At 65.0% G+C, this 12,002-nt stretch carries 10 protein-coding genes; 2 read left to right on the plus strand and 8 right to left on the minus strand.

The genetic code is table 11. The features are described 5' to 3' along the window. Nucleotides 1-70: 70 nt before the first annotated feature. From AC1D1W_RS06715 to AC1D1W_RS06740, 6 genes are all read right to left on the minus strand, one after another. Nucleotides 71-1,180: a 2-hydroxyacid dehydrogenase gene (locus AC1D1W_RS06715; protein WP_476943276.1), complete on the minus strand. Its 1,110-nt coding sequence runs from the start codon at nucleotides 1,178-1,180 to the stop codon at nucleotides 71-73. Further along, a complete protein-coding gene (locus AC1D1W_RS06720; RefSeq protein WP_243181556.1) occupies nucleotides 1,177-2,517 on the minus strand; it encodes an MFS transporter in 1,341 nt (446 codons plus the stop codon). The genes AC1D1W_RS06715 and AC1D1W_RS06720 overlap by 4 nt, the downstream gene beginning before the upstream one ends. A gap of 170 nt (nucleotides 2,518-2,687) precedes the next feature. Next, nucleotides 2,688-3,398 (minus strand): GntR family transcriptional regulator, encoded by a 711-nt coding sequence (locus AC1D1W_RS06725; protein ID WP_028275647.1) that lies wholly within the window; start codon nucleotides 3,396-3,398, stop codon nucleotides 2,688-2,690. A gap of 581 nt (nucleotides 3,399-3,979) precedes the next feature. Beyond that, nucleotides 3,980-5,050 carry an alkene reductase gene (locus AC1D1W_RS06730; protein WP_028275646.1) on the minus strand — a complete coding sequence of 357 codons (1,071 nt, stop codon included), beginning with the start codon at nucleotides 5,048-5,050 and terminating at the stop codon, nucleotides 3,980-3,982. A gap of 82 nt (nucleotides 5,051-5,132) precedes the next feature. Continuing rightward, nucleotides 5,133-6,188 (minus strand): 2,3-butanediol dehydrogenase, encoded by a 1,056-nt coding sequence (locus AC1D1W_RS06735; protein WP_476943277.1) that lies wholly within the window; start codon nucleotides 6,186-6,188, stop codon nucleotides 5,133-5,135. Nucleotides 6,189-6,335: 147 nt separating this feature from the next. After that, nucleotides 6,336-8,126 (minus strand): NAD(P)-binding domain-containing protein, encoded by a 1,791-nt coding sequence (locus AC1D1W_RS06740; protein WP_476943278.1) that lies wholly within the window; start codon nucleotides 8,124-8,126, stop codon nucleotides 6,336-6,338. Between the two features lie 205 nt (nucleotides 8,127-8,331). On the opposite strand from AC1D1W_RS06740, the gene AC1D1W_RS06745 reads away from it, so the two are divergent. Then, complete coding sequence (locus tag AC1D1W_RS06745) at nucleotides 8,332-9,669, plus strand: helix-turn-helix domain-containing protein (protein ID WP_476943315.1); 1,338 nt, start codon at nucleotides 8,332-8,334, stop codon at nucleotides 9,667-9,669. 7 nt (nucleotides 9,670-9,676) lie between these two features. Here the strand turns inward: AC1D1W_RS06745 and AC1D1W_RS06750 are convergent, their stop codons facing one another. Together AC1D1W_RS06750 and AC1D1W_RS06755 are read right to left on the minus strand one after the other, a co-directional pair. Further along, complete coding sequence (locus AC1D1W_RS06750) at nucleotides 9,677-10,582, minus strand: PKD domain-containing protein (RefSeq protein ID WP_476943279.1); 906 nt, start codon at nucleotides 10,580-10,582, stop codon at nucleotides 9,677-9,679. A gap of 36 nt (nucleotides 10,583-10,618) precedes the next feature. Continuing rightward, complete coding sequence (locus AC1D1W_RS06755; protein ID WP_476943280.1) at nucleotides 10,619-11,182, minus strand: DUF6318 family protein; 564 nt, start codon at nucleotides 11,180-11,182, stop codon at nucleotides 10,619-10,621. A 282-nt stretch (nucleotides 11,183-11,464) separates the two neighbouring features. On the opposite strand from AC1D1W_RS06755, the gene AC1D1W_RS06760 reads away from it, so the two are divergent. Then, on the plus strand, nucleotides 11,465-11,899 hold the full coding sequence (locus tag AC1D1W_RS06760) for a pyridoxamine 5'-phosphate oxidase family protein (RefSeq protein ID WP_028275641.1): 435 nt from the start codon (nucleotides 11,465-11,467) through the stop codon (nucleotides 11,897-11,899). Nucleotides 11,900-12,002: the final 103 nt, after the last annotated feature.

Below are 12,002 nucleotides of genomic sequence, written 5' to 3' on the forward strand. Positions count from 1 at the left end.
TCCTTCGTGGAATCCTGTTTCCTATAGGATTTACTATCTAGCGGGATGTTGTCAAGGTCACACCCCCGGGTTACGAGCGTTTCGCGGCGAAGGCCGCTGTCGCGAAGACCTCCGGATTCAGGACGTTGGCAGGGCGCTCCCCTGCCGCGACCGCCAGGATCGAGCCAATGGCGCTGGCCGCGACGTCCCGCGTGAAGTCCTCGGTCCAGCACAGGGAATGCGGGGAAAGCACCACGTTGTCCAAGGTCAGGAGCTCGTCGTCGGGAAGCAGGGGTTCCGGCTCAAAGACGTCCAGGCCGGCGCCGGCGATCCGGGCCTCCCGCAGGGCGTCCCGGAGGGCATCCGTGTCCACGAGCTTTCCGCGGCCGATATTGATCAGGTAGGCGCTTGGCTTCATCCGCGCCAACGCGGCCGCGCCGATCAGTTTTTCGGTCGCCGGTGTCAGCGCGGCGCAGAGCACAACGTAATCCGAGCGCTCCAGGAGCTCATTCAGGCCCAGCAGTTCGACGCCGAGTCCGGCGGCCTCCGCGTGGCGGCCGCTGCGGTTGTTGCCCACGACTTTCACCCCGAGCGGGGCCAGGAGGCGGGCGAGCTCAGCGCCCACACTGCCGAAGCCCACGATGCCGACCGTCTGGCCCACCAGCGGCACGCCGCGGTAGTGCTCGCGCTGCGCCCAGTCAGAGGTCCGGGTCAGCCTGTCCTTGGCCAGGAGCTTGTGCGAGAGCGCCAGGAGCAGCGTCAGTCCCGCCACCGCCAACGGCCGCCGGATGGCATCCGGGGTGTTGGTGACAACGATGCCGGCGCGGGTGCAGGCGTCCAAGTCGATGGTTTCGTAGCCGGCCCCGAACCGGGCAATCAGCCTCAGGTCCGGGGCGTGGTCCACGGTGCGTGAATCGAAGGCGATGTGCCCCAGGGACAGCACGGCCTGGACCCCGGCGAGGTCGGCCAGCGGAACCGGGTCTGTGTAACTGGGCAGGACGCTCCAGCTGATGCCATGCTCGCTGAGCCGCTGCAGCCGCAGGTCCCCGTGAATGGAGCTTCCGTCCGGCCGCGCGGCGTCGGCCGTGACGGCCACGGTGAACGGCGAGCGGGCGGTGCCCGCGGTGGTGGTTCCCGCCGCCGGGGCGGCCGCCGTGGTGGCGACCGCCGTCGTCGTCAATGCATTTGTTGCTGTGCTCATGCGTCGGTTCGGCTTTCTGTCTGCGCTGCTGCGGTCTTGTCCTTGATGGGTTCGCGGACCAGCACGGTGTACGCCACTGCGGCCAGGGCGGCGATGACGCCGCCGATCACGAACGACGGCGCGTAGGAGCCGGTGGCATCGGCGATCACACCGGTCAGCAGCGGGGCAAAGGCGCCGCCGAAGTAGCCGCCGAAGTTCTGGATGGCACCGACGGAGGCAACCTGTGAGTTGTCCACGATGTCGCCGGGCATGGCCCACGCGGCCGCCTGCATGGTGGCGACGAAGCCCAGTGCCACGGTCATGACAGCGATGGCGAGCGGGAGGGAATCTACGAACGGGATGAGGCAGATCAAGATGCCGGCGGCAACCGCTGCAATGGACATCACGTGGCGCTTGGCCAGCAACGGATCGCGGCCGGCCTTCTTCGAGTAGCGCGTCATGACCCAGCCGCCGGTGATGCCGAGGATGGCTGCGCCGAGGTACGGGACAGCCGCAAGCCAGCCGGAGCTGGCGATGCTGGCACCGCGTTCTTCCTGCAGGTAGAGCGGCAGGAAGACGATGAAGATGTTCCAGATCCAAATGACGCAGAAGAATCCGGCCATCATGCCCCAGATTTGGCGGTGCTTAAAGAGTCCGAGCCACGAAACCTTCTTGGCAGTCAGGAGCTGGGTGGTGCGCTGGCTTTCGATGTAATCCAGTTCCTTCGCGCTGATGCGCTTGTGCTCTTCGGGAGCGCGGTAGTAAAGGAAGAAGGCCAATGCCAGCACGATGCCTGCGGCGCCGAGGAAGAGGAAGATGGCCTGCCAGCCGAACGCGAGCATGATGGCGGTCAGGACGGGCGGCGCGATGGCGGGTCCCCACTTGGAACCGCTGTCCCAGATGGCGGTGGCCTGTCCGCGCTCGGCCCGGGGGAACCAGTCGGCGGTGAGCTTTGCCGACGCCGGCCCGTTAGGGGCCTCGGTGATGCCGAGCAGGAAGCGGAACGTGACGAACTGCCACATCTTGGTGCCGACGGCCATCAGCGCGGTCGCGATGCTCCAGCCCGCGATTGCGAGGAAGTACATCCGTCGGGCGCCCAGCTTGTCCACGAGCCAGCCAGCGGGCAGCTGGGCAAAAGCGTAGGTCCAGGAGAACACGGTGCCCAGGAGGCCAATGTCCGTCCGGGTCATGCCGAAGTCTTTGATCAGTTGCGGCGCGGCGATGGAGATCGCACTGCGGTCCATGTAGTTGATGATGCCGGCGGCCAGAGCCCAGCCGAGAATCCACCACCGCAGATTCTTGATGGTGCGGCGTGTTGCGGACTCCTTGGGCCCTGCGGCCAAAGTTTCTGTTTGCACTCTTCACTCCCTTGTGACTCCCCATGCCGGCACCGTAGCCGTCACAATCGAAGATCCTATAGGGTCTTCGATCAGCTGTGAAGGGGGTCACAAAAAAGAGGGCGCAGAAGCGGGTACGGCGCACTGTTACGCGGTGTTGGACCCGCGTGCGTCAGCCTGGGAAGCGAGGCTTATTCCGCGGGAGCGTCCGCGATGGCGCGGCCGCGCACCTTTTGCACGTGCTCGGCCATTGCGGCTGCGGCCTTCTCCGGGTCGCCCGTCGCCAAGGCATCCAGGACGGCCTGATGTTCGGCGATCGCGTGATCGGCGTCGGTGATGCCCACTCCCCCGAACAGGCGGAAGCGCTGAATCTGTCCGCCGAGAGCGGCATAAGCTGCCACCATGAACTGGTTGCCTGTCTGCTCCGCGATCAGCCGGTGGAACCGCTCGTCGGCCTCGAGGTAGCCGCGGAACTCGGCGAAGGAGGGCCCGCGCGGTGCGTCCTTGAGATCGGCGACTGCCCGTTCCAGTTCGGCCAGGTGGCCGGGCGTCAGCCGGGCACACGCCAGGCGGGCGTTCACAGGTTCGATCGCGAGCCGGGCTTCCATAAGCTCGGCGAAGTCTTCCCGGGTGAACACCGGAGCAACCCGGTAGCCCTTAAGGGCCACGCGGCGCACCATCCCGGTGTGTTCCAGCCTGGCGAGCGCCTCCCGCACGGGGGTGGGCGAGACGTCGAGTTCCCGGGCAGTTCCGTCGATGCTGACCGCGGTTCCGGGTTCCAGCCGGCCATCCATCAGCGACGCCAGAAGTTCCTCATAGACGTGGTCCGCCAGGACCTGCCGGCTGACGGGGCGGCCGGCGGGGCGCCCCTCAGAATGGCTGCCGGTGGAAGCTAATTGCATCTTCAGATCCTATAGGACCAGGCACGGCGAGGCCCCCTCCGGGACATGCCCATTTGCCCCCCACCGCTGGACATGCCCCTCGCTCCGCGTCCTAAGCCCAATGGGGACATGCCCAGTCCCGGCGCCAGCCACGGGACATGTCCAGTGGCCAATTCGTCGAGGGACCATGTCCTGGTGGCCCCGATGTGCAGGACGGGACATGCCCACCCGCACATTCCAGCGAGGCACATGTCCAGTCTTAGGCCCAACCGACGAGGGACATGCTCATTGTTAGGCGCGGCCAATGGGCAGAATGSCATTCTGCCCATTGGCCGCGGCGGCCGCCGGGCATTCCCATGGCCATGATGCGCCGCGAGGAACATGCTCTCTCGTGCAGATCATCGCGGCACATGTCCGGCAGCGGGCGCGGCCCTGTGACTCGCGCATCCTGTCTCGGACCTGCCCGGCGAGGGACATGCTCAGTGTTAAATGCGATCAGTGGGCAGAATGGCATTCTGCCCACTAATCGTGGCTGCAGCTGAGCATGTCCAACCGAGCGTGCGCTGCACGGCTCCGCGGGAGTCACCGCGCCGCAGCTGGCCCTAGTTCTGGTAGGCCGGGTAGTCGGTGTAGCCCTCGGCGCCGTCGGCGTAGAACGTGGATGCGTTTGGCTCGTTGACCGGCAGGCCTTCGCGCCAGCGGCGGGCGAGGTCCGGGTTTGCGATGGCCGGGCGTCCGACGACGACGGCGTCAGCGTGCCCGTCGGCAACCAGCGAGATGGCCTCATCCCGGGTGGTGATGACGCCGAATCCGGTATTGACGAGGAAGGCGCCGTTGAAGCGTGAACGCAGGTCCTGGACCAGTTCGCCGGTGGGATCCTTGTGCAGGATGCTCAGGTAGGCCAGGTTCAGCGGCGCAATAGCATCCACCAGCAAGCGGTACGTCTCACGAACATCTGCGGCGTCCAGTTCGGTGACACCCTGGACGTTGTGCTCCGGCGAGATCCTGATGCCGACGCGTTCGGCGCCCACGGCCTCCACCACAGCCTTCACAACTTCGATCACGAAGCGCGCCCGGTTCTCGGGCGTGCCGCCGTAGATGTCGTCACGCTGGTTCGACGAAGGCGCCAGGAATTCGTGCAACAGGTAACCGTTGGCAGAGTGCAGCTCCACGCCGTCGAACCCTGCCTCGATCGCGTTCCGCGAGCCCTGGACAATTTCCTGCAGGACGCCGGGCAGTTCGTCGGTGGTCAGGGCATGCGGCACGGGGTGCGCCTGCTTGCCCTTGGACGTACGGGTCTCTGCCTCGACGGCGATGGCACTCGGCGCAACTACCTGGTGGCCGCCGGTGATGTCCTCATGTGAAACCCGGCCACCGTGCATGATCTGCGCGAAGATCCGGCCGCCTTCGGCGTGAACGGCGTCCGTGACCTTCTTCCAGCCAGCAATCTGGTCCGGGGTGACGATGCCGGGCTGGCCCGGGTACGAGCGCCCGGCCGGGCTCGGATAGGTGCCCTCGCTGACGATCAGGCCCAGTGAGGCGCGCTGGCGGTAGTGCTCGGCAACCAGGGGCCCCGGGATACCTTCCTGGCCGGAACGGAGACGGGTCAGCGGCGCCATGACGAGCCGGTTGGGCAGTTCCAGCTCGCCGAGGGTCATCGGGGAAAACAGCATGCGCAATTCCTTTCGCAGTAAATGGGTTCACTGGCGGCAACTGCGAGGCGTCTGCAACTATTCCCCCGTGAGACTCGGATCACTACGGGTGGACGATGATCTTCACCGCGGTGTCGTTGTGGTTGATCAGCGTGTCGAACCCCTGGTCCACCAAGTCGTCCAAGGCGATCCGCCCCGTGATGAAGGGTTTCAGGTCCACTTTTCCTTCCTGGACCAGCTTGATCGCGGCTTCGTGGTCGCCGCAGTAGGCGATGGTGCCGCGCAGGTCAATTTCCTTCAGCACTACTTTCTGCATGTCGACCGTGGCCGGGTGCCCCCAGATCGAGACGTTGACGACGACGCCGGCGGGCCTCACGACGTCGAGCATGGTGTCCAGCACCGCATTCACACCGGCACATTCAAACGCCGCATCGGCCCCCGTACCGTTGGTCAGTTCCAGCACGCGCGCCTTGACGTCCTCGGCACTCGGATCGAGCACGTGATCCGCGACCCCGGACGAAGTCGCCTTGTCTTTGCGGGCGGCAGACAGCTCGGTAACGATCGTGGTGACGCCGATGCCTTTGAGGACCGCGGCGGTCAGCAGGCCGATGGGTCCGGCACCCCCGACGACGGCGACGTCCCCGGCTTTGACGCCGCTCCGGCCGACGGCGTGATACGCCACCGCAAGGGGTTCGATCAGGGCGGCCTCGTCCAGGGGGATGTCGCCGACGGGGTGCACCCACCGGGTGTCGACGACGATCTTCTCGCTCAAGCCGCCACCGCCGCCCGCCAGGCCGATGAAGCCCAACTTGGTGCACAGGTTGTAGTGGCCGCTGAGGCAGGGACCGCATTCATTGCAGACGTAGTACGGCTCCACGACGACGTTGTCTCCGACGGCCAGACCGCTGACGCCTTCCCCCAGCTCCTCGATGGTGCCGGAGAACTCGTGGCCGAGGGTGACCGGGGCGGCCTCGTGGGTGAGCCCGTGGGGGTGGCCGGGCGGCGGGGTGAAAATGGGTCCTTCCAGGAATTCATGGAGGTCGGTGCCGCAGATACCGCACCAGGCCACGGCGATCTTCACCGTTCCCGGTCGCAGCTCCGGCTCTTGAATGTCTTCGATCCGGAGATCCTCGCGGGCGTGGAATCGTGCTGCTTTCATGGTGTTTCACCTTCGCAGTCCAGGACCGTGGATGCGCCCGATCAGGCRCATCCACGGAATAAGAGTTGGATTTTCACAGCGGGGCCGTAGCCCCAGTCTGGTGGCCGTGCCTGAGATTGTCACGACCCCGTGAGTCAGCGCGTGCGGTTAGCGCGCGTGATGCGTGGGCTGCAGCTCGAAGACCGGCGTCGGCAGTCCTTCCATCCTGGCCTTGAGCTGCAGGGCAAGATAGTTCGAATAGTGCCGGCTCTGGTGCAGGTTGCCGCCGTGGATCCACAGGTTCTCCACGTTGGTGGGCTTCCACATGTTGCGCAGTTCCCCCTCCCACGGCCCCGGATCCTTCGGCGTATCCGATCCGAACCCCCAGCACTTGCCGACGGCGTCCGCCACCTCGGGCGAGACCAGATCAGCCAGCCAGCCGTTCATCGATCCATACCCGGTGGCGTAAATAATGACGTCGGCATCCAGCTCCGTCCCGTTGGCCATCACGACGGAGTTGCCGGTGATCTTGCTGACCTGGCCATTGGCCAGCTTGACCCGGCCGTCGATGATCAGCTGCGAGGCGCCGACGTCGATGTAGTAGCCGGAGCCGCGCCTCAGGTACTTCAGGAACAAGCCGGAGCCGTCAACGCCGAAGTCCAGGTCAAAGCCGGCAGCCTCGAGCTGGGAGTAGAACTCCGCGTCCCGGCGGGCCATCTCCGCATAGACCGGGATCTGGGCTTCGGGCAGAATCCGGTACGGCAAGGAGGCAAACAGCAGGTCGGCTTTCTCCGTGGTGACGCCGTTGGCCAGCGCCTCTTCGGAGTACAGCCCGCCGAGAGCCAGTTCCATGAGGGATTCGCTGCGGGCAATATGCGTCGAGGACCGCTGGACCATGGTGACGTCCGCGCCGTGTTCCCAAAGGTCGGCGCAGATATCGTGGGCCGAATTGTTGGAGCCGATGACCACGGCTTTCTTGCCGGTCCAGTCGCCACCGCCCGGGTGCTTGGACGAGTGGTACTGCTCCCCCAAGAAGGACTCGGCGCCGTCGAACGTGGGGACGCTCGGGTACCCCGATACACCCAGGGCGAAGACGAGCTGCTTCGGGCGCAGGGTGACCGGTTCGCCGTCGCGCATCACCTCCACCACCCACTCCTGCGACGTTTCGTCGAAGCGGGCGCTGGTGCACTCGGTTCTAGACCAGTAGTTCAGTTCCATGATCCGTGTGTAGTTTTCCAGCCAGTCGCCGATCTTGTCCTTGGCCGCGAAAACCGGCCAGTCGTCGGGGAACTTCATGTAGGGCAGGTGGTCGTACCAGACCGGATCGTGCAGGTGGAGGGACTTGTAGCGGTTACGCCAGGAGTCACCCGCGCGCTCATTCTTTTCGATGATGATGGTGGGCACTCCGAGCCTCCGCAGCCGCGCGCCCAGCCCGATCCCGCCCTGGCCGCCGCCGATGATGACGGTGTAGGGCTGGTCTTCGTAGCCGAGCCTCGCCTCCTGCTCCTCCTTCAGTTCCAGCCAGGATTTGCGGCCTTTGGTGATCTCGTGGGCGACCCCCTTGTCCCGGTTGGGGCCCTTCTTTTCCTCAAAGCCCTTCAGTTCCTGCATGGTGGTGAGCAGGGTCCAGCATTTGCCATTCCGGAGGCGCAGATGGGCGTAGCCCCGGGCCTGGGCGGTCTCGAAGTTCACCCAGGCCTCGGCATTGGCGGCGTCCCCGGTGGCGTCCTCGGCGAGGGTCCAGTTGCTGGGCCGCACGTCGCCCAGGGTCGCCTCGAGCATGCGCCGGATGTCCTCTTTGCCCTCCAGCGTCTTGAGGTTCCAGGTGAAGGAGACGAAGTCGCGCCAGTACGAGTCGTCGTCGAAAAGTTCCAGTGCGGCGTCCGTGTTGTGGCTGCGCAGTGCCTCATCGAACTGCGCCAGCCACGCCCCGACGACGCCGTTTGGTGTCTCAGGCATGATTCCTCTTTCCATTGCTGACAGGGGGCCGCTCCCGTTGCGTGGCGCGTAGACCACGCAGTGACCCGCATCACAAGTAAAAGTCGCAGGGGGTTACAATCGGGTTACACGGAGCTCTCAAGCTGTCGGCCGGCGCGCAGGTTGGCCGACGGCGGCAGGGACCCGGCCGGGTGCGACGATTCGAGGGCGAGTTGAGAGAATGAGCATGCGGCAGGGCAACGGCCCCATCACGCATCCCTCGGACCTCAGGTTTTCTGCACCGGCGGAGTACGCCCGAATACTCCGGGCGGCGCACGAGACCACTATTTCGGGCACTCCGGATCCGCACCTCTCGCCGTCGCTTATCGAGTCCTGGCAGCGTTCCCTGGCGCTGGGCATCAATCCGGACCAGCACCGGCCCCTGCACCGGCATGAAGTCTCCGAGGCGCGATCCCTCAGCGCCGGCCATCGGCTGGCTGCGGTGATGCCTGCGTTGTCACAGCTTCTGGCCGATGAGACCGTGACCGGGCGCCATCTGCTGATCGTCACCGACCACGAGGGCGAAGTTCTGTGGCGCGTCGGCAGCAAGCAGGCCCTGCGGCTCGCGGACTCGCTGGAGTTCGTGGAGGGCGCCGACTGGTCCGAATCAGGGGTGGGCACCAACGCCATCAGCGAGGCCTTGGTGACGGGTGCGCCGGCGCAACTTTTCTCGGCCGAGCATTTCGTGCGGACCCACCATGACTGGGCTTGCACCGCATCCCCCATTCGCGACCCTTTGACCGGCGACATCACCGGCGTCCTGGACGTCTCCGGCCCTTTCGAATCGGTCACGCCGGACAGCCTGCGGCTGGTCCGTTGCGGAGTGCGGCTCGCAGAGGAGCTGCTGAAATCGGCCCCGTTTCCCGACGGCGGCGTCGGGCGCTCGGGGCAGCGGGCGCCCGGTGGCGAGCGGGCAGTGCGCGACGGCGGCGCCCGACCCCAGCTCGTGCTGCGGCTCTTGGGGGACGCGCCATCCGCGGCAGTCGACGGCGGTATCAGCCGTCCGCTGACTGTGCGCCGCGCCGAGATCCTGGCCCTTCTGGCCTCGCGTGATCAGGGCTGGAGTGCCGAAGAATTGGCGTACGAGATCCATGGCGATGCGGGCACCGGCGCGGCGATCCGGACCGAGATGCACCGGATCCGCGCCATTTTGGGGGATGTCCTGAAAGCGAACCCCTACCGATTCTCTTCAACCCTCAACGTCGTGACCGACGCTTCCGTTGTGGCCGGTCATCTGCGGGACGGTCGGGTTGCCGAGGCGTTCGCGGCGTACCCGTCAAAACTGCTCACCCGTTCGGTCAATCTGGCGATCGGGTTCATGCGCGACGAGCTCAACACAGCCGTGGGAGCTTCCGTCCGGTCAAGCGGTGATGCCCGGCTGATGCTGCAGTGGTGCACCAGCGACATGGGGTCCTTCGATACGGCGACTGCGGCTGCCGTGGCTGCGCTATTGGGGCCGGACGACCCGCGTTGCCAGCTCGTGAATGCCCGGATGGAACGGATGGACCGGGAATTGCGAGCCTAGTCACGGACTAGGGAGGCGGCGGGGCGACCCCGGGGCAGCCTTGGCCTTGGGGATTCTGCAGGCACGTGTCTGCGTAGTTCCTGGTGATCGTCCGCCAGACACTGACGGTCTGCGGTGGCGAGCTGAATTGCCCTTGGCCGGGGATGGGCAGCGGCGGTCCGCCATTGACGGAGTAGGTTCCCTGGAAATGCGTCGTCAAAACCACCGGGAAGTCGCCGGTCTGGGTGTACACGTGACTCGTCAGGGTCTTCTCGCCCCAGCGATCCTGCGGAAGCGGTCCGCCGGCCACCGCTTGCGGGCCGACCGAGGTGCCGTCGCCATAGCTCCAGGAGTACTGGACCGGCTTAGCGGTGACGTGGACGGCCTGGGCCAGGATTGTGATGTCGAACTGCTGATCTGCGGCGCTGGCGAAGAAATTGGTCTCGGCGCCCCGGAGCGTGTTGGGGCTGGGTTGGGCCGTAGACAGTCCCGCAGTTATCGGAAGCCGCTGGAACTCCCTCTGGATCAGTGCGGCAATTCGGGGCAGCAAGTCCGCTGGACGGGGATCGAAGAGGCACGTTGGGCCGGAGTGAAATGACCATGTCGGGTTGGGTACGCCGGCCGGCGCTTTCAGCCAGATAACGGGAATGCCGGCCTTTCCGTCTGGGCCGTTCGAACAGTCCACCGCTGCGGCGAGACAGTCGGCGTCAAAGTCGCCTCCGCCCAAATGGCACTGGAGCTCGTATTTGTACTGGAAGGGGTCGGCAGATACAGATCCGGGTTTATTGCGAACAAACGTTTTCAAAGAACTGTCCCACGCCCATCCGTTGACCTTGACACTGTCTGGATGCCAATCTCCGAAGATGTCTGGATCATCCGCACGCGCCGCGTTGACCCCCATTGCTGCGACCAAAGCCGACACGACCAACAGCATTTGCGCGATTCGCGACATCCTGGACAGTCGCATTCCTCACGCCACGATTCTGCCGACATCGACAAGGCTCCAGGCGCCGTTCTTGAAGGCTACAAACAGCAAATTTCCGGTGTCATCAGGTTGCGGATCACGGCGAGCGATAGTGCCGTCGGCCCGCACATACGTTAGTGGCGTCTGATGGGCCTGAACCACAACTTGGTACGTGGCCTCAGCGCTCTTGGTGAACTCTGTACTTATGGAAGGAGTTGATATTTTTCCTCCCACGAGCCAGCGCCCTTCCGAATGCCATGCTCGAATAACACTTTTGGCCTTTTCGCATGCTTCACATGCCGATGAGGTCACAGTCTCGAGAGTCTTCAACTCGCCTGATTCATACCCGTAACTGAGAAGGCCGAACCAATAGCTGGCGAAGGCCATCGCGCCTTCCTTCGTCTCCGCCTTCGCAGCTTCCGGCAACTCGGGTACTGGCACGTTCTGCGCCTTGCCGGTCGCGTCGGCKGGCTTGTAGCTGGCAGTAGGTGTTGGAGTTGTGCTCGGGGTGGCCGGCCCTGAGGGACTCTGCGAAGCAGCAGGTGGAGATCCGGGGGGATGGCGTTCCACCCCCGCTGCACGCTGTGGCCGACATCAGGGAGATCGACACCCAAGCGACCGCACAGGCTCGCCAGGGACCGGAAAGCGAAGTGCGAGATGTCATGGTCAGCTACTCCCCCGATAGAAAATCAAGACGATTGAAGCCAATTTGTGGCTTAAGGGTAACTGAGATCACATTTTGCCGGTCAAAATTATCCACAGGCAGCATGTGCCCGCCTGTCGGACCGACGGAACACCCCGGCAGTCCTTTAGCCCCTAGCCAGCGACCGCCCGATTCAGAACAATGAACCCATGATGTTCGAACACGAAGACGGCAATCCGATCCTCACACTGGACGACGACCAAGCCTGGACATTGATTGAGGCTACAAAGCACGGCAGGCTCGTGGTCACCGTGGCCGGAGAACCCGACATTTTCCCCGTGAACTACGCGGCCAGCGGCCGGAAACTGTTCCTCCGCACCGCCCCGGGAAACAAACTGGCCGAGCTCACCATCAACTCGAAGGTTCTCTTCGAAACCGACGGGATCCTGTCCGAGGAAGCATGGTCAGTAGTCCTGCGCGGCACTGCACGCGTGCTCGACCAATCGGCGGACATCGCCGACGCCGAGGCCCTCGGGCTGAAACCGTGGGTTCCGACGTTGAAGGACTTCTACGTCGAAATTACGCCGACGTCGCTCAGCGGACGCCACTTCCAGTTCGGCGAACACCCGGAGCGGGAAATCTAACGCCCGACGGCGACTACCGCCCGCAGTTCCCCGGTCCGCCGCCCCCCGTCCGCTTCAGACCCGCGCCCCGAAGCTGCTGCCCGGAGGCTGCTGCCCGGCGCCA

It is taken from the genome of Arthrobacter sp. P1_B4 (assembly GCF_056406555.1).